This is a genomic window from Pseudomonas atacamensis (genome assembly GCF_017167965.1).
Lineage (GTDB): Bacteria > Pseudomonadota > Gammaproteobacteria > Pseudomonadales > Pseudomonadaceae > Aquipseudomonas > Aquipseudomonas atacamensis.
Genome location: NZ_CP070503.1, coordinates 435,887 through 459,178, shown reverse-complemented (window position 1 = coordinate 459,178; position 23,292 = coordinate 435,887). Strand labels below are relative to the sequence as shown.

At 60.1% G+C, this 23,292-nt stretch carries 20 protein-coding genes; 3 read left to right on the top strand and 17 right to left on the bottom strand.

The window, feature by feature from the left end; all coding sequences use genetic code 11:
• Positions 1 to 165: 165 nt before the first annotated feature.
• The 7 genes from JWU58_RS02100 to JWU58_RS02070 all read right to left on the bottom strand — a co-directional run bounded on the left by JWU58_RS02100 (position 166) and on the right by JWU58_RS02070 (position 8,523).
• A complete protein-coding gene (locus JWU58_RS02100; RefSeq protein ID WP_041476870.1) occupies positions 166 to 1,056 on the bottom strand; it encodes an ABC transporter permease subunit in 891 nt (296 codons plus the stop codon).
• The gene (locus JWU58_RS02095; protein ID WP_172834039.1) at positions 1,053 to 1,934 is read right to left on the bottom strand and encodes an ABC transporter permease subunit; all 882 of its coding nucleotides are present in this window, start codon (positions 1,932 to 1,934) and stop codon (positions 1,053 to 1,055) included. The genes JWU58_RS02100 and JWU58_RS02095 overlap by 4 nt, the downstream gene beginning before the upstream one ends.
• Before the next feature lie 35 nt (positions 1,935 to 1,969).
• Positions 1,970 to 3,112 carry an ABC transporter ATP-binding protein gene (locus JWU58_RS02090; protein WP_016772662.1) on the bottom strand — a complete coding sequence of 381 codons (1,143 nt, stop codon included), beginning with the start codon at positions 3,110 to 3,112 and terminating at the stop codon, positions 1,970 to 1,972.
• Positions 3,113 to 3,175: 63 nt separating this feature from the next.
• Complete coding sequence (locus JWU58_RS02085) at positions 3,176 to 4,273, bottom strand: polyamine ABC transporter substrate-binding protein (protein WP_206421416.1); 1,098 nt, start codon at positions 4,271 to 4,273, stop codon at positions 3,176 to 3,178.
• 186 nt (positions 4,274 to 4,459) lie between these two features.
• The gene (locus JWU58_RS02080; RefSeq protein WP_016772660.1) at positions 4,460 to 5,572 is read right to left on the bottom strand and encodes a polyamine ABC transporter substrate-binding protein; all 1,113 of its coding nucleotides are present in this window, start codon (positions 5,570 to 5,572) and stop codon (positions 4,460 to 4,462) included.
• Positions 5,573 to 5,743: 171 nt separating this feature from the next.
• The gene (locus JWU58_RS02075) at positions 5,744 to 7,108 is read right to left on the bottom strand and encodes an aspartate aminotransferase family protein (protein ID WP_122698631.1); all 1,365 of its coding nucleotides are present in this window, start codon (positions 7,106 to 7,108) and stop codon (positions 5,744 to 5,746) included.
• 56 nt (positions 7,109 to 7,164) lie between these two features.
• A complete protein-coding gene (locus tag JWU58_RS02070; RefSeq protein WP_016772658.1) occupies positions 7,165 to 8,523 on the bottom strand; it encodes a glutamine synthetase family protein in 1,359 nt (452 codons plus the stop codon).
• Between the two features lie 728 nt (positions 8,524 to 9,251).
• Here JWU58_RS02070 and JWU58_RS02065 point away from each other — a divergent pair.
• Both JWU58_RS02065 and JWU58_RS02060 read left to right on the top strand, forming a co-directional pair.
• Positions 9,252 to 10,628, top strand: coding sequence for a glutamine synthetase family protein (locus JWU58_RS02065; protein WP_016772657.1), 1,377 nt, complete (start codon positions 9,252 to 9,254; stop codon positions 10,626 to 10,628).
• A gap of 282 nt (positions 10,629 to 10,910) precedes the next feature.
• Positions 10,911 to 11,537 (top strand): TetR/AcrR family transcriptional regulator, encoded by a 627-nt coding sequence (locus JWU58_RS02060; RefSeq protein ID WP_206421415.1) that lies wholly within the window; start codon positions 10,911 to 10,913, stop codon positions 11,535 to 11,537.
• A 167-nt stretch (positions 11,538 to 11,704) separates the two neighbouring features.
• Here the strand turns inward: JWU58_RS02060 and JWU58_RS02055 are convergent, their stop codons facing one another.
• The 8 genes from JWU58_RS02055 to JWU58_RS02020 form a co-directional block, all read right to left on the bottom strand.
• Positions 11,705 to 11,920: a TOBE domain-containing protein gene (locus tag JWU58_RS02055; protein ID WP_003229256.1), complete on the bottom strand. Its 216-nt coding sequence runs from the start codon at positions 11,918 to 11,920 to the stop codon at positions 11,705 to 11,707.
• 106 nt (positions 11,921 to 12,026) lie between these two features.
• On the bottom strand, positions 12,027 to 12,833 hold the full coding sequence (ssuB, locus tag JWU58_RS02050) for an aliphatic sulfonates ABC transporter ATP-binding protein (RefSeq protein ID WP_206421414.1): 807 nt from the start codon (positions 12,831 to 12,833) through the stop codon (positions 12,027 to 12,029).
• Positions 12,830 to 13,612, bottom strand: coding sequence for an aliphatic sulfonate ABC transporter permease SsuC (gene ssuC, locus JWU58_RS02045; RefSeq protein WP_027610511.1), 783 nt, complete (start codon positions 13,610 to 13,612; stop codon positions 12,830 to 12,832). The genes ssuB and ssuC overlap by 4 nt, the downstream gene beginning before the upstream one ends.
• 9 nt (positions 13,613 to 13,621) lie before the next feature.
• Positions 13,622 to 14,770: an FMNH2-dependent alkanesulfonate monooxygenase gene (ssuD, locus tag JWU58_RS02040; protein ID WP_016772653.1), complete on the bottom strand. Its 1,149-nt coding sequence runs from the start codon at positions 14,768 to 14,770 to the stop codon at positions 13,622 to 13,624.
• A gap of 25 nt (positions 14,771 to 14,795) precedes the next feature.
• Complete coding sequence (locus JWU58_RS02035) at positions 14,796 to 15,770, bottom strand: sulfonate ABC transporter substrate-binding protein (RefSeq protein WP_206421413.1); 975 nt, start codon at positions 15,768 to 15,770, stop codon at positions 14,796 to 14,798.
• Between the two features lie 89 nt (positions 15,771 to 15,859).
• A complete protein-coding gene (ssuE, locus tag JWU58_RS02030; RefSeq protein ID WP_039757455.1) occupies positions 15,860 to 16,453 on the bottom strand; it encodes an NADPH-dependent FMN reductase in 594 nt (197 codons plus the stop codon).
• 321 nt (positions 16,454 to 16,774) lie between these two features.
• Positions 16,775 to 17,413: a peroxiredoxin gene (locus tag JWU58_RS02025; protein ID WP_024014725.1), complete on the bottom strand. Its 639-nt coding sequence runs from the start codon at positions 17,411 to 17,413 to the stop codon at positions 16,775 to 16,777.
• 291 nt (positions 17,414 to 17,704) lie between these two features.
• The gene (locus JWU58_RS02020) at positions 17,705 to 19,048 is read right to left on the bottom strand and encodes an OprD family porin (RefSeq protein WP_042607063.1); all 1,344 of its coding nucleotides are present in this window, start codon (positions 19,046 to 19,048) and stop codon (positions 17,705 to 17,707) included.
• Between the two features lie 367 nt (positions 19,049 to 19,415).
• Between JWU58_RS02020 and tauA the strand changes: the two genes are divergently transcribed.
• Positions 19,416 to 20,402 carry a taurine ABC transporter substrate-binding protein gene (gene tauA / locus JWU58_RS02015; protein WP_263295770.1) on the top strand — a complete coding sequence of 329 codons (987 nt, stop codon included), beginning with the start codon at positions 19,416 to 19,418 and terminating at the stop codon, positions 20,400 to 20,402.
• Between the two features lie 135 nt (positions 20,403 to 20,537).
• Here the strand turns inward: tauA and argA are convergent, their stop codons facing one another.
• Together argA and argE are read right to left on the bottom strand one after the other, a co-directional pair.
• Complete coding sequence (argA, locus tag JWU58_RS02010; RefSeq protein ID WP_016772647.1) at positions 20,538 to 21,839, bottom strand: amino-acid N-acetyltransferase; 1,302 nt, start codon at positions 21,837 to 21,839, stop codon at positions 20,538 to 20,540.
• Between the two features lie 262 nt (positions 21,840 to 22,101).
• Positions 22,102 to 23,256, bottom strand: coding sequence for an acetylornithine deacetylase (argE, locus tag JWU58_RS02005; protein WP_122748321.1), 1,155 nt, complete (start codon positions 23,254 to 23,256; stop codon positions 22,102 to 22,104).
• Positions 23,257 to 23,292: the final 36 nt, after the last annotated feature.

Below are 23,292 nucleotides of genomic sequence, written 5' to 3'. Positions count from 1 at the left end.
GCTCGCTCCCACAGGAGATTGCATTCCAAATGTGGGAGCGAGCCTGCTCGCGAAAGCGCTTTGTCAGCCGACATCCGAGTCGACTGACACTCCGTCTTCGCGAGCAGGCTCGCTCCCACATTTACAACCGGGTTGGCCGCAGGGTTGAGGCCAACCTGATATTGCTTAAGCCGATTGCGGTGCTGGCGCGCGACGTGCGTCCGGTTGCTTCCACGAATCAGCCGCGCTTTCTTCGATGGCTTGCTGGATGGCTTTCTTGCGGGCTTCTTCGGCGCGGCGGCTGAAGAACCAGACGAGGAAGGTCACCAGCGACACCGCCAGCAGAATCAGGCTGGCCACGGCGTTGATTTCCGGTTTCACACCCAGGCGCACGGCCGAGAACACTTCCATCGGCAGCGTCGTCGAACCCGGGCCGGAGACGAAGCTCGCCAGCACCAGGTCATCCAGCGACAGCGCGAACGACATCATCCCGCCCGCCGCCAGCGACGGCGCGATCATCGGGATGGTGATCAGGAAGAACACCTTCCACGGCCGCGCGCCCAGGTCCATCGCCGCCTCTTCGATCGACAGGTCCAGCTCACGCAAGCGCGCCGACACCACCACCGCCACATACGCCGCGCAGAACGTGGTGTGGGCGATCCAGATGGTGACGATGCCGCGCTCCTGCGGCCAGCCGATCATCTGCGCCATGGCCACGAACAGCAGCAACAGCGACAGACCGGTGATCACTTCCGGCATTACCAACGGCGCAGTCACCAGGCCACCGAACAGCGTACGGCCCTTGAAGCGGGTGATACGGGTCAGCACGAACGCTGCCAGGGTACCCAGTGCCACCGCCGCCACGGCGGTGTAGCAGGCGATTTCCAGCGAGCGCAACACCGAGCCCATCAATTGCGAGTTGTCGAGCAGGCCGACGTACCACTTGATCGACCAGCCGCCCCACACCGTCACCAGTTTCGAGGCGTTGAACGAGTAGATCACCAGGATCAGCATCGGCAGATAGATGAAGATCAGACCCAGTACCAGCATCAGGCTGGAGAAACGGAAGCGCTTCATTCTTTACCCTCCATTTCCTTGGCCTGACTGCGGTTGAACAGAATGATCGGCACAATCAGGATCGCCAGCATCACTACCGCCAGCGCGGACGCCACCGGCCAGTCGCGGTTGTTGAAGAATTCTTGCCACAGCACCTTACCGATCATCAGGGTTTCCGGGCCGCCGAGCAGTTCCGGGATCACGAACTCGCCGACCACAGGAATGAATACCAGCATGCAGCCGGCAATGATCCCGTTCTTGGACAGCGGAATGGTGATTTTCCAAAAGCTGTTGAAGGTGCTCGAACCCAGATCCGAGGCGGCTTCCAGCAGACTCTGATCGTGTTTGACCAGGTTGGCGTACAGCGGCAGGATCATGAACGGCAGGTACGAATAGACAATCCCGATGTACACCGCCAGGTTGGTATTGAGGATCTGCAGCGGCTCGTCGATCAGGCCCATGCTCATCAGGAAACCGTTGAGCAGGCCGTTGTTGCTGAGGATGCCCATCCACGCGTAGACGCGGATCAGGATCGCCGTCCAGGTCGGCATCATGATCAGCAGTACCAGCACCGTTTGCAGCTCTTTCCGGGCAGTGGCGATGGCATAGGCCATCGGGTAACCGATCAGCAGGCAGAGCACAGTGCTGATAAAGGCCATTTTCAGCGAACCGAGGTACGCCGCGATGTACAACTCGTCGCCGGCCAGCAACGCGTAGTTGCCCAGGTTCAACAGCAGCTGCAGCTTCTGCTCGGCGTAGGTGTAGATCTCGGTGTACGGCGGGATCGCCACGTCGGCTTCGGCGAAGCTGATCTTCAGAACGATGAAGAACGGCAGCATGAAGAACAGGAACAGCCAGATGAACGGCACCCCGATGACCAGCTGCCGGCCATTGGGGATGATTCGGTTTATACGGCGTTTGAATTTGCGCATGTTCATGAGCGAAGTACCACGCCGCTATCGTCTTCCCACCACACGTAGACCTGATCGCCCCAGGTCGGACGCGCGCCGCGACGTTCGGCGTTGGCGACGAACGACTGCACCAGTTTGCCGCTCGGCAATTCGACGTAGAACACCGAGTGCCCGCCCAGATAAGCGATGTCGTGGACCTTGCCGCTCGACCAGTTGTACTCGCAGGTCGGCATGTCGGCGGTGACCAGCAGTTTTTCCGGGCGAATCGCGTAGGTGACCGACTTGTCCTGCACCGAGGTGCTGATGCCGTGACCGACGTAGATCTGCCGGTCGAGGTCCTTGCAGGTGATGGTCGCGTGGCCTTCGGCGTCGTCGATCACTTCGCCTTCGAAGATGTTGACGTTGCCGATGAATTCGCAGACCAGACGGCTGGTCGGGGTTTCGTAGATGTCGATCGGACTGCCGATTTGCGCGATCCAGCCCAAGTGCATGATCGCGATGCGCTCGGCCATGGTCATGGCCTCTTCCTGGTCGTGGGTCACCATCACGCAGGTCACGCCGACGCGCTCGATGATTTCCACCAGTTCCAGTTGCATCTGCGAACGCAGTTTCTTGTCCAGTGCGCCCATCGGTTCGTCTAGCAGCAACAGCTTCGGCCGCTTGGCCAGCGAACGGGCCAGGGCCACGCGCTGACGCTGACCGCCGGACAGTTGATGCGGCTTGCGCTTGGCGTACTGGCTCATCTGCACCAGCTTGAGCATCTCGGCCACGCGGGCGTCGATTTCAGCCTTGGGAATCTTGTCCTGCTGCAGGCCGAAGGCAATGTTCTGCGCCACGGTCATGTGCGGGAACAAGGCGTAGGACTGAAACATCATGTTGATCGGACGGTCGTACGGCGGCATGTCGGTGATGTCGACGCCGTCGAGGAAAATCCGCCCTTCCGTGGGCCGTTCGAAGCCTGCAAGCATCCGTAGCAAGGTGGATTTGCCCGATCCCGAACCGCCGAGCAGAGCAAAAATTTCGCCCTTCTTGATTTCCAGGGACACGTCGTCCACGGCAATTGTCTCGTCGAACTTCTTCGTGACCCGGTCGATTTTGACCAGCACCTGTTTTGGTGTCTGGTCGCCCTCGAGGGCTTTCTTGTAGGCGCCGGAGGCAACTGCCATTTACGAAACTCCCAACAGAAGCAGCAGTTCGCCCCGCAAGACGAACCCTGGATAGTTTGTGCGTTATTTGCCCGACTTGACCTTGGTCCAGCTACGGGTCATCAAACGCTGAATATTGGCTGGCAACTCGGTCGACACGTAGGTCTTGTCGAGGACTGCTTGCGGCGGGTAAACCGCTTCATCGGTGCGAATGGATTGTTCCATCAGCTTGTCCGAACCCGGGTTGGGGTTGGCGTAACCGACGTAATCACTGACCTGGGCGATCACCTCAGGTTTCAGCAAATAATTGATGAAGGCGTGGGCCTCTTTGACGTTGGACGAATCCTTGGGGATCGCCAGCATGTCGAACCACAGCGCACCGCCCTCTTTCGGGATCGAATAGGCGATGTTGACGCCCTTCTTGGCTTCCTCGGCACGGTTCTTCGCCTGGAAGATGTCGCCGGAGAAACCGATGGCCACGCAGATGTCGCCGTTGGCCAGATCGCCGATGTACTTCGAGGAATGGAAATAGGTCACGTAGGGACGCACCGCGAGCAACTTGGCGGTGGCCTTTTCGTAGTCTTTTGTGTTGGTGCTGTTGGCGTTCAGGCCCAGGTAATTGAGCATGGTCGGCATCATTTCATCAGCCGAATCGAGGAATGCGACACCGCAGCTGTGCAGCTTCTTGATGTTTTCCGGCTCGAACAGCACGGCCCAGGAATCGATCTTGTCGATGCCCAGCACAGCCTTGACCTTGTCGACGTTGTAGCCGATGCCGTTGGTGCCCCACAGATACGGCACGGCGTAGAGGTTGCCGGGGTCGTTCTGTTCCAGGCGCTTGAGCAGCACCGGGTCGAGGTTGGAATAATTCGGCAGCTGCGCCTTGTCGAGCTTCTGGAACGCGCCCGCCTTGATCTGCTTGCCAAGGAAGTGGTTCGACGGCACGACCACGTCGTAACCGGTGCGCCCGGCGAGCAGCTTGCCTTCCAGAGTTTCGTTGGAGTCGAAAACGTCGTAGACCGGTTTGATCCCGGTCTCTTTCTCGAAGTCGGCCAGGGTCGATTCGCCGATGTAATCGGACCAGTTATAAATATGCACCGTACCGGCGGCCTGGGCTCCGACAGCGACTGTCAGGCCGGCAGCGGCCAGCAGGGCTTTGCGCAAAGAAGAAAATACAGGCAAGTGGAGGTCCTCTAAATGGATTGGGCCCAAGTTGCCCCGCGCTGCATGACAGCCATGGCTGCCCGACAACAAAACCGGCGCGCAACTTACCCTCGAAAAACCGATCCAGCAAAACTTTCTGTCATTTAATTATCCGCTGGCCGCCGCCGCGACTACGACGGCCAGTGGTTGTGGCGACAAACCGGCTTATTTGCCCGATTTGATCTTGGTCCAGCTGCGGGTGATCAGACGCAATGTGGCGGCGTCCAGATCGCTGATCGCATAGAGCTGTTTCTTCACTTCAGCCGAAGGATAGATGCTCGGGTCGCTGGTGATGTCCTTGTCCACCATAGGCGTCGCCGCCTTGTTGCCGTTCGGGAAACGCACGGCGTTGGTGATGCCGGCCATCACTTGCGGCTCCATCAGGTAGTTCATGAACTTGTAGGCGGCTTCGACGTTTTCGGCATCCTTGGGAATGGCGACCATGTCATAGAAAGTACCGGCGCCTTCTTTCGGAATGGTGTAGGCCAGTTTGACCTTGTCACCGGCTTCCTGAGCGCGGGTCTTGGATTGCTCCAGGTCACCCGAATAACCGACGGCGACGCAGATGTTGCCGTTGGCCAGGTCGGAGATGTACTTGGAAGAGTGGAAGTAGGCGACCGACGGACGGATCTTCAGGAACAGGTCTTCGGCGGCTTTCAGATCAGCCTTGTCCTTGCTGTTGGTCGGCTTGCCCAGATAGTGCAATGCCGCCGGAATCATTTCGGTCGGGGCATCGAGGAAGCTCACGCCGCAGCTTTTGAGTTTCTCGATGTTTTCCGGTTTGAACACCACGTCCCACGAATCGATCTTGTCGATGCCGAGCGCAGCCTTGACCTTGGCCGGGTTGTAGCCGATGCCGATCGAGCCCCACATATACGGGAAGGCGTGCTTGTTGCCCTGGTCGCTGGCATCGCCAACGGCCTTGAGCAGGTCTTCGTCGAGGTTTTTCCAGTTCGGCAGCTTGGACTTGTCCAGTTCCTGGTAAACGCCGGCCTTGATCTGCTTGGCGAGGAAATTGTTGGAAGGCACCACGATGTCATAACCGGACTTGCCGGCCAGCAGCTTGGCTTCCAGGGTTTCGTTACTGTCGAAGACGTCGTAGACGACTTTGATCCCGGTGGCTTTTTCGAAGTTGGCCACGGTGTCCGGCGCGATATAGTCGGACCAGTTGTAGACGTGCAGTACCTTGTCGTCCGCGTGCACCGCACCTGCCATCATGCCCGCCATGGACAGCGCGAGCAGAGTCTTGCCAGCTAGCTTTTTACCTAATGCCTTCATGCGTCATGCTCCAAATTTTTCTTTTTTGAACCACTTTGTTCAGCGGCCGAACCCGGACAACTGGAACCGCGGCTAGTCTGGCAAGATCCGAGGCGGTCTTTCAACAAAAGACCAGCCTTTCTGACAGCTTTGAGCGAGTGCGCCGCAGCTCCCCCGCTCAAAGCCTAGCACCTAGGCCTGCAGCGCACCGAGGGTCAGGTCCAGACACTTGCGTGCTTTTGTAACCAGCTCATCGATCTCGGCTTTGCTGATCACCAGCGGCGGCGCGATGATCATGGTGTCGCCCACCGCGCGCATGATCAGGCCGTTGTCGAAGCAGAACTGCCGGCAGATCATGCCCACGCCCTTGCCTTCGTAACGCTTGCGCGTGGCCTTGTCCTGCACCAGCTCGATCGCCCCCAGCAGACCGACGCCGCGAACTTCCCCCACCAACGGGTGATCGTTCAGCTCGCGCAGACGTTTCTGCAAATACGGTGCCGTTTCGTTGTGGGCGGTCTCGATAATTTTTTCATCGCGCAGGATGCGGATGTTTTCCAGGCCCACCGCGGCTGCCACCGGGTGGCCGGAGTAAGTGAAGCCATGGTTGAAATCGCCGCCTTCGTTGAGCACGGCCACCACCGAATCACGCACGATCAACCCGCCCATCGGGATGTAGCCGGAGGTCAGGCCTTTGGCGATGGTCATCATGTGCGGCTTGAGGTCGTAGAAATCGCTACCGAACCACTCACCGGTACGGCCGAAGCCGCAGATCACTTCGTCGGCAACAAAGAGGATGTCGTACTTGGCGAGGATTTCCTTGATGCGCGGCCAGTAGGTATCAGGCGGAATGATCACGCCGCCGGCACCCTGGATCGGCTCGGCAATAAAGGCACCGACGTTGTCGACGCCGACCTCGAGAATCTTTTCTTCGAGCTGATTGGCCGCCCAGATGCCGAACTCTTCCGGCGACATGTCACCGCCTTCGGCGAACCAGTACGGCTGGGCGATGTGAACGATGCCCGGAATCGGCAGGTCGCCCTGCTCGTGCATATAGGTCATGCCGCCGAGGCTCGCGCCGGCCACGGTAGAACCGTGATAACCGTTCTTGCGGCTGATGATGACTTTCTTGTTCGGCTGGCCTTTGATCGCCCAGTAGTGACGGACCATGCGCAACATGGTGTCGTTGCCTTCGGAGCCGGAACCGGTGAAGAACACGTGGTTCATGCCTTCCGGCGCCACGTCGGCAATCGCCTTGGCCAGTTCCAGTGCCGGCGGGTGTGCGGTCTGGAAGAACAGGTTGTAGTACGGCAGTTCGCGCATCTGTTTGGCGGCGGCATCGGCCAGTTCATCGCGACCGTAACCGATCGCTACGCACCAGAGGCCGGCCATGCCGTCGAGGATCTTGTTGCCTTCGCTGTCCCACAGATAAACGCCCTTGGCGTTGGTGATGATCCGCGGACCCTTTTCTTTCAGTTGCTTGAAGTCGCTGAACGGGGCCAGGTGGTGATCGCTGCTCAGCGCTTGCCACTCACGGGTTTGCGGGTTGTTGCTGGTCATGCCAATTCTCCTTGTTATCGGTGAAGGCGCGACGGCTGGCCGCCGCGCCCGGCGCATCAGACGGCGAAGAGCAGGTACTCACGCTCCCAGGAACTGATCACGCGCTTGAAGTTTTCATGCTCGGCCCGCTTGACCGCGACGTAGCCGGTGATGAAGGTCTTGCCGAGATACTTCTCGATGGTCGCGCTGTTTTCCATACGCTCCAGCGCGTCTTCGATGGTCAGCGGCAGGCGCAGGTTGCGGCGCTCGTAACCACGGCCGACCACTGGCGCGCTCGGGTTCAGGCCCTCGACCATGCCGATGTAACCGCAGAGCAGGCTCGCGGCGATCGCCAGGTACGGGTTGGCATCGGCGCCCGGCAGACGGTTTTCCACGCGGCGGTTCTGCGGGCCGGCATCCGGTACGCGCAGGCCGACGGTACGGTTCTCTTCGCCCCACTCGACGTTCACCGGTGCCGAAGTGTCCGGGAGGAAGCGGCGGAACGAGTTGACGTTCGGCGCGAACAGCGGCAACAGCTCGGGAATCAGTTTCTGCAACCCACCGATGTGGTGCAGGAACAACTGGCTCATCGTCCCGTCTTCGTTGGAGAAGACGTTCTTGCCGGTCTGAATGTCGATGATGCTCTGGTGCAGGTGCATGGCGCTGCCCGGCTCGCCGGTCATCGGCTTGGCCATGAACGTCGCCGCCACGTCGTGCTTGAGCGCGGCTTCGCGCATGGTGCGCTTGAATACCAGAATCTGATCGGCCAGCGACAGGGCGTCACCGTGACGGAAGTTGATTTCCATCTGCGCGGTGCCGTCTTCGTGGATCAGCGTGTCGAGATCCAACTCCTGCAATTCGCACCAGTCGTAGACGTCTTCGAACAGCGGGTCGAACTCGTTGGCCGCTTCAATGGAGAACGACTGCCGACCGATTTCCGGACGGCCCGAGCGGCCGATCGGCGGCTGCAACGGATAGTCGGGGTCGTCGCTGCGCTTGGTCAGGTAGAACTCCATTTCCGGCGCCACGATCGGCTGCCAGCCCTTGTCGGCATACAGCTTCAAGACTTTCTTGAGGACGTTGCGCGGCGACAGCTCGATCGGGTTGCCTTGCTTGTCGTAGGTGTCGTGGATCACCTGCGCGGTCGGCTCTATGGCCCACGGCACCAGGTACACGGCGTTCTGGTCGGGCCGGCAGATCATGTCGATGTCGGCCGGGTCGAGCAGTTCGTAATAGATGTCGTCTTCGACGTAGTCGCCGGTCACGGTCTGCAGCAGCACGCTCTCCGGCAGACGCATGCCTTTCTCGGCGATGAACTTGTTGGTCGGCGAAATCTTGCCCCGGGTAATACCGGTCAAGTCGCCGATCATGCATTCGACTTCTGTGATCTTGCGGTCTTTCAACCAATCGGTGAGCTGGTCGAGGTTGTTACTCATAAATGCCTCTGGGCTGAGTCTCCTGACGCGATGTCAGGCAATTTTGACGCTTGCGGCGTCGCGTTAAAGGGGGCTTGCTCGCGCAGTGCCGGCTTACGCCTGGCACCGCGCATAGACAATGAAAGAGGAGCTTACCTGCCCTTGACGCTGGCGTTGCATTTCCCGTGCACTTTGCGAACGTGCAGAATCACAAGCATGACGCTGAGTGCGGCACGGGCTTTGGGAGGGAAAGAGTTCTATAGTGAAAGGAGACGCCATAAAGCGGATGCTGTGCCCGACGTCCAGAATATCGGACGCTGCCGTGTTGCCGGATGTTGGCGAGCGTGTCGTCAACAGGCTGCGCGCCTTGCTGGCTGCGCTACGGACGGATTGATCGCCACTGATGTGATGAGCATGCAGACCGGACTGTTGCGAGCAGTCGGTGATGCCGATTAACGGCAGGCGAGACATGAAGCACCCCGGTATTATTGCTGTTATGGGTTTGACCGGAGCTTAGCCTTGTTCATTTTTTTACACAACACCCCCGTAAAAAATACAACACGGCCTGCTCAAGCCCGCAGCTGAGCAACGTTCAAGGTTTGAAAAAACGCCCCAAAGTGCCCCATTAATGCCCTTCAAGCGCTTTTTCGGGGCAAAAAAGGCCTCGCTTGACTTCGGCAGGCCGTTCGGGTTGACTGAAACCAGAAAAGATCAATGATTGATATTTTTAACAACAAAGGTGTTGCATCATGTCGGTACCCCCGCGTGCCGTTCAGCTTAACGAAGCGAACGCGTTCCTTAAGGAACATCCTGAGGTTCTGTACGTTGACCTTCTGATTGCGGATATGAATGGTGTGGTGCGCGGCAAGCGCATCGAACGCACCAGCCTCCACAAGGTTTACGAGAAAGGCATCAACCTGCCGGCCTCTCTATTTGCTCTGGATATCAACGGCTCCACGGTGGAAAGCACCGGTCTGGGCCTGGACATCGGCGACGCCGATCGCATCTGCTATCCGATCCCCGATACCCTGTGCAACGAGCCATGGCAGAAGCGCCCGACCGCGCAGCTGTTGATGACCATGCACGAACTCGAAGGCGATCCGTTCTTCGCCGATCCCCGTGAAGTGCTGCGCCAGGTGGTGACCAAGTTCGACGAGCTCGGCCTGACCATCTGCGCCGCCTTCGAACTCGAGTTCTACCTGATCGACCAGGAAAACGTGAACGGCCGGCCGCAGCCGCCACGCTCGCCGATCTCCGGCAAACGCCCGCACTCGACGCAGGTCTACCTGATCGACGACCTCGACGAATACGTCGACTGCCTCCAGGACATTCTGGAAGGTGCCAAAGAGCAAGGCATCCCGGCCGATGCGATCGTCAAGGAAAGTGCCCCGGCGCAGTTCGAAGTGAACCTGCACCACGTCGCCGACCCGATCAAGGCCTGCGACTACGCCGTCCTGCTCAAGCGTCTGATCAAGAACATCGCCTACGACCATGAAATGGACACCACCTTCATGGCCAAGCCGTATCCAGGCCAGGCGGGCAATGGTCTGCACGTACACATATCGATTCTGGACAAAGCCGGCAAAAACATTTTTGCCAGCGAGGATCCCGAGCAGAACGCCGCGCTGCGTCACGCGATCGGCGGTGTGCTCGAGACCCTGCCGGCGCAGATGGCTTTCCTCTGCCCGAACGTCAACTCCTACCGTCGCTTCGGCGCGCAGTTCTACGTACCGAACTCGCCGTGCTGGGGCCTGGACAACCGCACCGTGGCGATCCGCGTACCGACCGGCTCTGCCGATGCCGTACGTATTGAGCACCGCGTGGCCGGCGCCGACGCCAACCCGTACCTGCTGATGGCTTCGGTACTGGCCGGCGTGCACCACGGTCTGGTCAACAAGATCGAACCGGGCGCGCCTGTCGAAGGCAACAGCTACGAGCAGAACGAACAGAGCCTGCCGAACAACTTGCGCGATGCCCTGCGCGAGCTGGACGACAGCGAGGTGATGGCCAAGTACATCGATCCGAAGTACATCGATATCTTCGTCGCCTGCAAGGAAAGCGAGCTGGAGGAGTTCGAACACTCCATCTCCGACCTTGAGTACAACTGGTATCTGCACACTGTTTAAGCGTTGTAAAGTCCAAAGAAACGCCGTTGGCTTCGCGCCCACGGCGTTTTTTTATGGCCGAACACAAAACCTGTGGCGAGGGGATTTATCCCCGTTGGGTTGCGAAGCAGCCCCAAATCCATCCCACTCGGTGTGTCAGGAATACCCGGCTCTGAGGGTTTACGACTGCTGCGCAGCCGAACGGGGCGGTGCGACGTTTCGCTAAATCCCCTCGCCACAGGGTACCGGCAGACAACACCTGAAGCGCCTCGTACAATGCCCGCTGCCCCGCAGGAGACTTCCATGACGCGACCCGCCACCGTTCGCAAACCCCGTGCCCGCAGTCAGGCGCGGATCGATTCGATCCTCGATGCCGCGCGCACGCTGCTGGCGGCCGAGGGCGTGGCCAGTCTGTCGATCTACAGCGTCGCCGAGCGCGCGCAGATTCCGCCCTCCTCCGTGTATCACTTCTTCGCCAGCGTCCCGGCGCTGCTTGAAGCGCTGACCGCTGATGTCCACGCAGCCTTCCGCGCCTGCCTGCAAGCGCCGATCGATCACGACGCGTTACGCGACTGGCGAGATCTGTCGCGACTGGTCGAACAACGCATGCTGGAGATCTACGACCAGGATGCGGCCGCGCGACAATTGATTCTGGCGCAACACGGCCTGACCGAAGTGACCCAGGCCGACCGCCAGCACGATCTGGAACTGGGCGACCTGATGCACAAGCTGTTCGACCAGCATTTCGAATTGCCGAGGCTGCCGGACGATGTCGATGTGTTTGCCCTGGCGATGGAACTGGGCGACCGGGCTTATGCACGTTCGGTGCAGCAGCACGGGCAGATCACTCCACGCATGGCCGAAGAAGGAATGCGGGTGTTTGATGCCTATATCGGGTTGTATTTGCCGCCGTATCTACCCAAGCGCTGAGACATGATCGTTCCCACGCGCAGCAAAGGAATGCAGCCCGTGACGCTCCGCGTCACTGGACGCGGAGCGTCCCTAGAGGCATTCCCACGCGGAGCATGGGAACGATCGACAGGCACAAAAAACCCCGCAGGGCTCACACCCTCCGGGGTTGTTTTTTGTTCACCGGCTTACAACTTGGCGATCGATACCTCGGTGGATTTCACAAAGGCGATTACCTCACTGCCGACCACCAGCTCCAGCTCTTTCACAGAGCGGGTAGTGATCACCGAAGTGACGATGCCCGAAGCGGTCTGCACGTCGATTTCCGACAGCACGTCGCCGAGGACGATTTCCTTGATCGAGCCTTTGAACTGGTTGCGCACGTTGATGGCTTTGATAGTCATGGCATTTCTCCTAGGATCGAAATGAGCTGCAAGCGGCAAGCTATAAGCTGCAAGTAAAAGCACCAGGCTTGTTCTTGCGGCTTGTAGCTTGAAGCTTGCAGCTGCTTCATTGCGCCCAACGCAATTGCGCAGGCAGGGGTGAAACGGGTTCCGGCGCCGGCGGTTCGCCGGGCAGGGACAGAACACGGTTGAGCACTTCGGTTTCCAGTGCGGCGAGGCGATGCGAGCCACGCACTCTGGGGCGCGGCAGATCGACGTGCAGGTCGAGGCCGACTTCGCCGTCCTCAATCAGGATCACCCGATCGGCAATCGCCACCGCTTCACTGACGTCATGGGTCACCAGCAGCACGGTAAAACCGTGTTGCTGCCAGAGCCGTTCGATCAGTTGCTGCATCTCGATGCGGGTCAGGGCATCCAGTGCGCCGAGCGGTTCGTCGAGCAGCAGCAGGCGCGGCTGGTGAATCAGCGCCCGGGCCAGCGCCACGCGCTGCTTCTGGCCACCGGACAATGCTGCCGGCCACTCATTGGCGCGATCAGCCAGACCCACGGCTTCCAGTGCATCCAGCGCTTGCTGGCGCCAGTTGCCCTTGAGGCCGAGACCGACGTTGTCGATGATCTTTTTCCACGGCAGCAGCCGCGCTTCCTGGAACATCAGCCGCGTATCGTCGCGCGCCTGGCTGAGCGGCGCGGAGCCGGCCAGCAGCTCGCCGCCAGTCGGTTGATCGAGGCCGGCGAGCAAGCGCAAGAACGTGCTCTTGCCACAACCGCTGCGCCCGACCACGGCGACAAACTGCCCCGCCGGAATGTGCAGATCGATGTCGCGCAGCACCTGGCGCGCGCCGAAGGTTTTCTGCAGGTTGCGCACCGCCAGTGGAATCCCGCGCAACAGGCGTGGAGGTTGTTGAGCGGTCATGCCGCACCTCCCTTGGCAACCTGATAGGCCGGATGCCAGCGCAGCCACACACGTTCCAGTCCACGGGCGGCGAGGTCGGCGAGTTTGCCGAGCACCGCGTAAAGCAGGATCGCCAGCACCACCACATCGGTCTGCAAGAACTCTCGAGCGTTCATCGCCAGATAGCCGATACCGGAGCTGGCCGAGATGGTTTCGGCGACGATCAGCGTCAGCCACATGAAGCCCAAAGCGAAGCGCACGCCAACCAGAATCGACGGCAACGCGCCCGGCAGAATCACCTGCCAGAACAGGCTGAAACCGCTCAGACCATAACTGCGCGCCATCTCCACCAGCGCCGGGTCGACGTTGCGGATGCCGTGATACGTGTTGAGGTAAATCGGGAACAAGGTGCCCAGCGCCACCAGAAAAATCTTCGCTGACTCGTCGATGCCGAACCACAGGATCACCAGCGGAATCAGCGCCAGATGCGGCACGTTGCGGATCATCTGCACCGAGCTGTCGAGCAGGCGCTCGCCCCACTTCGACAGGCCGGTGATGAAGCCCAGCACCAGGCCGATGCTGCCGCCGATGGTAAACCCGAGTGCCGCGCGCCAGCCGCTGATCGCCAGGTGGGTCCAGATCTCGCCGCTGCGCACCAGACTGACGCCGGCTTCGATCACCGCCACCGGTGCCGGCAGAATCCGCGTCGACAACCAACCGGCCGACACCGACAACTGCCACACCGCCAGCAGCAACACCGGCAACGCCCAGGGCGCGAGGCTGTGGATAAATTTGTTCATGGCTGCGCCTCAGCTCTGCGATGCGGCTTTGGGCAGGATGTCGTTAGCGACCATCTCGCCGAACGGGCTGACATAACCGGCGCTCTTCGGCAGTTCCGGGCGTTCGACGTCGAGGTGCGGGAACAGCAGTTCCGCCACCCGATACGATTCTTCGAGGTGTGGATAACCGGAGAAGATGAAGGTGTCGATGCCCAGATCGGCATATTCCTTGACCCGCGCTGCCACGGTCGGGCCATCGCCGACCAGCGCGGTACCGGCACCGCCGCGCACCAGACCCACTCCGGCCCAGAGGTTCGGGCTGACTTCAAGGTTGTCGCGGCTGCCGCCGTGCAGCGCGGCCATGCGCTGCTGGCCGACCGAATCGAAGCGCGCCAGCGAAGCCTGGGCACGTTGGATGGTGTCGTCGTCCAGATGCGAGATCAGCCGGTCCGCCGCCTGCCAGGCTTCAGCATTGGTTTCACGGACGATCACATGCAGACGAATGCCGAAGCGCACGGTTCGGCCGAGCTTGGCGGCTTTGGCGCGCACTTGTGCGATCTTCTCGGCCACCGCGGCCGGCGGCTCGCCCCAGGTCAGGACCATCTCCACTTGCTCGGCTGCCAAGTCCTGCGCCGCTTCCGAGGAGCCACCAAAATACAGCGGCGGACGCGGTTGTTGGATCGGCGGATACAGCAGCTTCGCGCCCTTCACGCTGATGTGCTCGCCGTCGTAATCGACGGTTTCGCCTTCCAGCACTCGGCGCCAGATGCGGGTGAATTCCACCGAGGCCTGATAGCGTTCCTCATGGTTGAGGAACAGGCCGTCGCCGGCCAGTTCTTCCGGATCGCCACCGGTGACCAGATTGAACAGCGCACGCCCGCCGGACAAGCGATCCAGCGTCGCTGCCTGCCGCGCCGCGACCGTCGGGGAAATGATCCCGGGGCGCAGGGCGACGAGGAATTTCAAACGCTGGGTCACCGGAATCAGCGAGGCTGCCACCAGCCACGAGTCTTCGCAGGAACGCCCGGTCGGAATCAGCACCCCGCCAAAACCCAGACGATCCGCCGCTTGCGCGACCTGTTGCAGATAACCGTGATCAACCGCGCGGGCGCCTTCGGCGGTGCCAAGGTAATGGCCGTCGCCGTGGGTAGGCAGGAACCAGAAGATGTTGAGGCTCATGGAGTGGTCTCCTTGTGGATTCGAATTACTGGGCTTGGGAGCTTTGGGCCACAGCGGCCGGCGGGGTCCAGATCACATCCTTGATGCTCAACGGCTTGGGAATCAGCTTGAGCTGGAAGAACGTGTCGGCGATTTTCTGTTGCGCGGCGACCACTTCCGGGGTCAGGAACAGCGCGCCGTAGCCCTGGCGTTTCACCGAGGTCAGGGTGATGTCCGCCGGCAGGCCGAGCAATGGCGCGACCTGTTGCGTCACGTCTTCGGGATTGGCTTTCGACCATTCACCCACCGCGCGCACCTCTTCGACGAGGGTCTTGATCACCTCGGGATTTTTCTGCGCGTAAGGTTTGGTCGCGAGATAGAACTGGTGGTTGTCGACGATGCCTTTGCCGTCACGCAGGGTGTGCGCTTGCAGTTGTTTCTCGGCAGCGGCCTGATACGGATCCCAGATGACCCAGGCGTCGACACTGCCACGCTCGAACGCAGCGCGGGCATCGGCCGGCGGCAGGAACACGGTCTGAATATCGCTGTACTTGAGGCCGGCGTCTTCCAGTGCACGCACCAGCAGGTAGTGCACGTTGGAGCCTTTGTTCAGGGCGACTTTCTTGCCCTTGAGGTCGGCTACCGATTTGATCGGCGAGTCTTTCGGTACGAGGATCGCTTCGCTGTTCAGCGCTGGCGGTTCATAGGCGACGTAGAGCAGATCCGCGCCAGCGGCTTGGGCGAAAACCGGCGGGGTTTCGCCGGTCACGCCGAAATCGATCGAGCCGACGTTGAGGCCTTCGAGCAGCTGCGGGCCGCCGGGAAACTCAGTCCATTGCACGTCGACGCCTTGCGCGGCGAGGCGTTTTTCCAGCGTGCCCTTGGCTTTGAGCAGCACCAGTGTGCCGTACTTCTGATAACCGATCCGCAATGTCTCGGCTTGAGCATGGGTGATGGCGCCGAAGGTGACAGCCGCAGCAAACAGAGCGACCAGACCACGACGCAAAAATACAGTGCGCATAGCGCTCTCCTTTTTGCTGTTGGGTTTTGGCTGCACCTGCTTGCCCGTTGGCGGGCGAGTAAGGCCAGTACTTCAAATTTCGATGAGGCTTAAATGCTCCAGCGAGCACTCAACAAACGTTCGTTCAGCAGGCCCGGCTCCAGCGGTTTCGGCCGGCGCGCCATGGCGCCGATGAACTGGTCCAGGGCCTCGTGCAAGCGTTGCTCCAGGGCCGGCGCCAGTTGCGCGGTGGCACTGCCTTCGCCGTAAGCGATCTGGCTGTCCTCGGCGAAAATGCCCTGAAGCATTTCCTGCGCTTTGAGTGCCGACAGCACAGGCTTGAGCGCGTAATCGACCACTAGCATGTGGGCGATGCTGCCGCCGGTAGCCATCGGCAAGACAACCTTGTGATTCAAGGCACGCTCCGGCAGCAGATCCAGCAGGGTCTTCAGCGCACCGGAAAACGAGGCCTTGTACACCGGTGTGGCGATCAGCAGGCCATCGGCGTTTGCGATCTGTTGCAGCAGGTCGAGGACCTTCGGGCTGTCGAAGCGCGCGTGGAGCAGATCCTCGGCCGGGAAGTCCCGCACCTGATAACTCACCACTTCCACCCCTTGCTGTTGCAACCAGCGTTGCGAACGCTCCAGCAGCACCCCGGAACGGGAGCGCAGGCTGGGGCTGCCACCGAGTGAGACGACCAGCATTGCAGATTCCTTTAAGCGTTACGGGCGATTCGCAGGCTGCGATCTCGCTTCAATGGCAGTGACCTTACCAGCTGATTTATATATCCATAAATCATATTTATTCATTTGGTTATGCATTTAAGAGATATACCGCTGCGCAGAATACAGGCGAAAAAAAAGGCCGTCGAAACGGCCGAAATTCCCCTGCGTTGTAGTCACACGAAGATCGTTCCCACGCTCTGCGTGGCAATGAATCCATGGACGCTCCGCGTCCACTGTGACGCGGAGCGTCACGGGCGGCATTCCCACGCAGAGCGTGGGAACGATCAAAATCTCACTGACTTATTTGTTCGGCTGCGGCGTCAGGCGCAGGTACGGCTTCACCGCGCGATAGCCTTTCGGGAAGCGCTGCTTGATCTCGTCTTCGTCCTTGAGCGACGGCACGATCACCACTTCTTCACCGTCCTGCCAGTTGGCCGGGGTGGCGACCTTGTAGTTGTCGGTGAGCTGCAGCGAGTCGATCACCCGCAGAATCTCGTGGAAATTACGCCCGGTGCTCGCCGGGTAGGTGATGGTCAGGCGGATCTTCTTGTTCGGATCGATGACGAACAGCGAACGCACGGTCAGCGTGTCATTGGCGTTCGGGTGGATCAGATCGTAGAGATCGGAAACCTTGCGATCGGCATCGGCCAGGATCGGGAAGTTGACGATAGTGTTCTGGGTTTCGTTGATGTCCTCGATCCACTTGTGGTGCGAGTCCACCGGGTCGACCGACAGCGCGATGGCCTTGACGCCACGCTGGCTGAATTCATCCTTGAGCTTGGCGGTGAAGCCCAGCTCCGTGGTGCACACCGGGGTGAAGTCCGCCGGGTGGGAGAACAGCACGCCCCAGCTATCGCCCAGCCATTCGTGGAAACGAATCTTGCCGGCGCTGGAGTCTTGTTCGAAATCGGGGGCGATGTCGCCGAGTCTGAGGCTCATGGTGCTGCTCCTGATGAGGGATGGGAGACAACAACTTTAGCTCGGGATCGATCAGTGTGAAAAAGAATAAATAAATAGATATCTAGATGATTAGGGAATATTAAAGATCTGTTCATTGGACACCGGCCGGCATCGCGACGAACATCCAACGCAAGGTTCGAGAAGGCCTTGAGTTGCAGCAAAGAGGGAAATCGAGAAAGGCTTACGGGGGTGAGCCTGACTCGAAACGCAAAAGCCCCGTCCGGCGCGATGCCGGACGGGGCTTTTTTTGCTTCAGTTGCTCGAGCGCTATTACAACAGCGGGATCGAGTAGCTGAGGATCAGGCGGTTTTCGTCCTGGTCGCGTTGACCGGCGATGTCGGTGCGCCAGGTAGCGTTTTTCCACATTACGCCAACGTTTTTCAACGGGCCTTCCGGAACAACGTACGCCACGGTCAAATCACGTTCCCATTCGGAAGCGCCATTCGAGGTCTGGACGCGACGAGCGTTGTAAGTGTCAATGTTATCGCCACGCAGGTACACCATGCCAGCTGTCAGGCCAGGCACGCCCACCTTGGCGAAGTCATAGGAGTAGCGTGCTTGCCAGGTGCGCTCGCCGGCACGGTTGAACTTCTGGATCTGCATGTCGGTGATGGTGTAGTTCGACGAACCGTCACCTTGGTTCAGCCAAGGGAAGTCGCTGCTACCGTTGCTCACCTGATAGCCGCCACCAAAGGTGTGACCGGCAACGGTGTACAGGAACAGGCCGCTGTACAGGTTGTTGTCGACTTTGCCTTTGCCGTTTGCCGCGTGACTGTAAGCACCAGAGCTGAAGTACGCTGGGTCGTGGCCGTTCGCGCCGTCGTCGGAGCTGTTGAAGTAACGGAAGTCAGACTTCAGCACGCCTGGACCAATGGACCAGTTGTGAACCAGCCCAAGGAAGTGCTGTTTGTAGAAATCTTCCAGGTTGCCGTAGTAGTACTGGGCAGTCAGATCTTTGGTGATCTTGTAGTCACCACCGGCGTAAATGAATTTGTTGCTATCGCGGAAGTTCGGACCGCGAGAGTTGGCACCGCCAATGCTCAGCTGTTCATTGTTGCTGGAGTTACGGCCTTTGACGTGCTCGATCTGACCACCGACCAGAGTCAGGTCCTTGATCTCGCCGGATGTGATCTGGCCACCCTGCCAGGTTTGCGGCAGCAGACGACCGTCGTTGGTGACGATGACCGGGTTCTTCGGCTGCAAGGTACCCAGCTTCAGTTCAGTCTGGGAGATCTTGGCTTTGGCAGTCAGGCCCAGGCTGGAGAAGTTGTCTACGGCTTTGCCGTTGGACTCGCTCGGGAACACGGTGCCGCCGTAGGCGGTGCCGCTGTTGCCGTTGGTGCCACCGCCCGAATCAAGACGGATGCCGAGCAGGCCGATCGCGTCGAGACCGAAACCGACGGTGCCTTGGGTGTAACCGGAGATGAAACGCAGGTCGAAGCCTTGGCCCCACTCTTCGTTCTTGTTGGCGCCAGTGCCATTACGGTTGTCAGTGTTGATGTAGAAGTTACGCAGACCCAGAGTAGCCTTGCTGTCTTCGATGAAACCGGCGGCGCCTGCCTGCTGCGCCATAACCCCAACGGCCACAGCCAGGGCCAAGGTGGACTTGTTCATGTATCGCTCCTCTCGTTCTAATTCTTGTGTTCCTGGTTCGGGGTCGATTTGCCCTGAATCCTAAGATTCGCGATTAGCGCCAGACCGTGACTGCCAAGTCAATCGTAACCTTGTATGTCTACGACCATCGTCTAATCGCGAGTGATTTGGTCCCTGCAGGGTAAAGACTTCCTGATAATCCCAAAAAGAATTTATTCGTTCTTTTTCATGCCATTCAGGTATATGGCCCATTAATGGCCATCCGCGCCGGGAAACAGCGTATCGGCGCCTAAGCTCATTCCTAAATGGTATTTGTTGACCTTTTTTTAGATCGATTAGCTTTGCCGTGCTCCCAACACGTCAACTCCCATCGAAAAGGCGACGCATCATGGCGAAACGCGCACTATCAAGTCAATTTGTTACAGTTTGTGTGTCGGCACTGTTTTCTTTTTCCGCACAGGCCGCCGGTCTGACTGTGGGCTATCAAACCGGCATTGATCCAAGCAAAGTGCCGCAGGCCGACGGCGTCTACGAGAAAACCATTGGCGAGAAGATCGACTGGCGCCGCTTCAACAGCGGCCCGGAAGTAGTGACTGCCATTGCTTCTGGCGACGTGCAGATCGGCAACCTTGGCTCAAGTCCACTGGCAGCAGCTGCCTCACGCAATCTGCCGATCGTGGCGTTCATCGTTTCGGCACAGATCAATGCCGCAGAAGCCTTGGTGGTGCGCAACGGCAGCGGCATCGACAAACCGCAGGACCTGATCGGTAAAACCATCGCCACGCCGTTCGTGTCGACCTCGCACTACAGTCTGCTTGGGGCGTTGAAGCACTGGGGCCTGAATACTTCGCAAGTCAAAGTGGTCAACCTGCAACCGGCGGAAATCGCCGCCGCGTGGAAGCGTGGCGACATTGACGGGGCGTTTGTCTGGTCGCCGGCGCTGGGCGAGATCCGCAAGACCGGCAAGACCCTGACCGACGCCGCCCAGGTCGGCCAGTGGGGTGCGCCGACTTTCGAAGTCTGGGTGGCGCGCAAGGACTTTGCCGAGAAGCATCCCGAGGTCGTGGCCAGGTTTGCCAAGGTCACCCTGGACTCGTTCGCTGACTACGCCGCGCACAAGGACAGCTGGACGGCCGACTCGGTGCCTGTGCAGAAAATCGCCAAATTGACCGGTGCCAACGCGACGGATGTGCCGGATCTGCTGGCCGGTTCGGCGTTCCCGGATGCCAAGGCGCAGCAAACCACGGCGCTGCTGGACGGCGGCACCGCCAAGGCCATTTCCGAAACGGCGAAATTCTTGAAGGAACAAGGCAAGGTCGAGACGGTGCTGGCGGATTATTCGCCGTACGTCAGCGCCAAATTCATCACTGACTGAATGCAGAACCTGTGGCGAGGGGATTCATCCCCGTTGGGTCGCGTAGCGGCCCCCTATGTTTTCACTTGGAAACGCAAGGGGACTGCTGCGCAGTCCAACGGGGATGAATCCCCTCGCCACAGACCTCGCTGTTGTTCAGAGGGTCTTTTCGAAGATCTTCGAATTGCGCTGATAGTTGTACAGCGACGCCCGTGCCGCTGGCAGGCGTTCCACGCTGCTCGGCTCGAATCCGCGCTCGCGGAACCAGTGCGCGGTGCGCGTGGTGAGCACGAACAGCGTTTTCAAACCCTGCGCCCGCGCGCGGGTTTCAATGCGTTCGAGCAATTCGTCGCCGCGTCCGCCATGGCGGTATTCCGGATTCACCGCCAGACACGCCAGTTCACCAGCATCGGAGTCGGCAATCTGATACAGCGCCGCACAGGCGATGATCATGCCTTCGCGCTCGACCACGCTGAACTGCTCGATCTCGCGCTCCAGCACTTCCCGCGAGCGGCGCACCAGAATGCCCTGCTCTTCCAGCGGACTGATCAGGTCGAGCAAACCGCCGACGTCTTCAATCGCTGCTTCGCGCACCAGTTCGAACTGCTCCTGCGCCACCAGCGTACCGCCACCGTCACGGGTGAACAGCTCGGTCAGCAGCGCGCCGTCTTCGGCGTAACTGACGATATGACTGCGCGCCACGCCGCCACGGCAGGCTTCGGCGGCGGCATCGAGCAACTCCGCTTGGTAATTGCTCATGCCGAGGCGCTGCAAATGTGCCGGCACTTGTTGCGGGCGCAGTTCGCGTACCAGTTTGCCGTTTTCGTCGATCAGGCCGAGCTCGGCGCCGAACAACAGCAGCTTGTCCGCGCCCAGATCAATCGCGGCGCGGGTGGCGACGTCTTCGCAGGCAAGGTTGAAGATTTCGCCGGTCGGCGAATAGCCCAGCGGCGACAGCAATACGATCGAGCGTTCATCGAGCAGGCGATTGATGCCCTTACGGTCAACCCGACGCACTTCACCGGTGTGGTGATAGTCGACACCTTCGAGCACACCGATCGGCCGTGCGGTAACGAGGTTGCCGCTGGCCACGCGCAGGCGCGAGCCCTGCATCGGCGACGAAGCCATGTCCATCGACAGCCGCGCTTCGATAGCGATGCGCAACTGGCCGACCGCGTCGATCACACATTCCAGGGTCGCGGCATCGGTGATGCGCATGCCGTGATGGTAATGCGGGGTCAGGCCACGAGCGGCGAGGCGGGTTTCGATCTGAGGGCGCGAGCCGTGCACCAGCACCAGACGCACGCCGAGGCTGTGCAACAGGACCAGGTCGTGGACGATGTTGCCGAAATTCGGATGCTCGACGCCGTCGCCGGGCAGCATGACGACGAAGGTGCAATCGCGGTGGGCATTGATGTATGGAGACGCGTGGCGAAGCCAATTGACGTATTCGGGCATGAACCTGGGCCTGTAATAAAGAGCAGCCGAAAAAAGGGGCGAAACGAAAAACGCACAGCGGGCTGATGGTTATCGTCGGAACAGGCTTGGCGACACGCGCGCTCTCCTCATGAATACGGGTTGGGGTGCAGGCAATTTACCGGGTTGATGCAAGACATTTAACCCTGTGGGAGCGAGCCTGCTCGCGAAAGCGGTGGATCAGGTTCATCAATGGCGACTGACAAAACGCTTTCGCGAGCAGGCTCGCTCCCACACAGGGCCGTCATCGTTCGTCTGTCGTCAGGCAGTAATGTTCAATCAACTGCCGAATCAGATGCACGGTAGGCTGCAAACGTGACATTTCAAGGTACTCGCCGGGTTGATGCGCGCAGGCAATGTCGCCGGGGCCGAGGACGATGGTTTCGCAGCCGAGGCGCTGAAGATAAGGCGCTTCGGTGCCGAACGCTACTGCTTCGGCGCGATGGCCGGTGAGCTTTTCGGCGATGCGCACCAGTTCGGCATCCTCTGACTGTTCGAACGGCGGCACTTCCGGGAACAGCGGTCGGTAGTCGATCTTCACCTTGTGCCGCTCGGCCACCGGGTTGAGCTTGCGCAGGATTTCCGCACGCAGCAGGTTCGGGTCCATGCCCGGCAGCGGCCGCAGGTCGAACTCCAGCGAACACTGGCCGCAGATGCGATTGGGATTGTCGCCGCCATGAATGCAACCGAAGTTCATCGTCGGTTGCGGCACGCTGAATTGTGGATTGCTGAATTCGCGCTGCCACAACAGGCGCAAACCACGCAGTTCGCCGATGGCATCGTGCATCGCTTCAAGCGCGCTGTGGCCCAGACGCGGATCAGACGAGTGGCCGCTCTGCCCGAGAATGTCGATGCGCTCCATCATGATGCCTTTGTGCATGCGGATCGGCTTGAGCCCGGTCGGCTCGCCGATCACCGCCGCGCGGCCCAACGGTTGCCCGGCCTCGGCCAGTGCGCGGGCGCCGGACATCGAGCTTTCTTCGTCGCAGGTGGCGAGGATCAGCAGCGGTTGCTTGAACGGCTGATCGAGCAGCGGCCGTACGGCTTCGATGATCAGCGCAAAAAAGCCCTTCATGTCGCAGCTGCCCAGTCCGACCCAGCGACCGTCGACTTCGGTGAGCTTCAGCGGGTCGGTCTGCCACAACGCGTCGTCGTACGGCACGGTGTCGCTGTGCCCGGCCAGCACCAGGCCGCCGGGGCCGCTGCCGAAACTGGCGAGCAGATTGAATTTGCCGGGGCTGACCTGCCGGATATCGCAGCTGAAACCCAGGTCACCGAGCCAGCCCGCCAGCAGATCAATGACGGCGCGGTTGGACTGGTCCAGGTTCGGTTGAGTACAGCTGACCGATGGCGCGGCAATCAGCGCGGCGAACTGGTCTTGCATGGACGGCAATGGCATCACTGACTCCAGGTCCCGGATTGAGGCCCACTATAG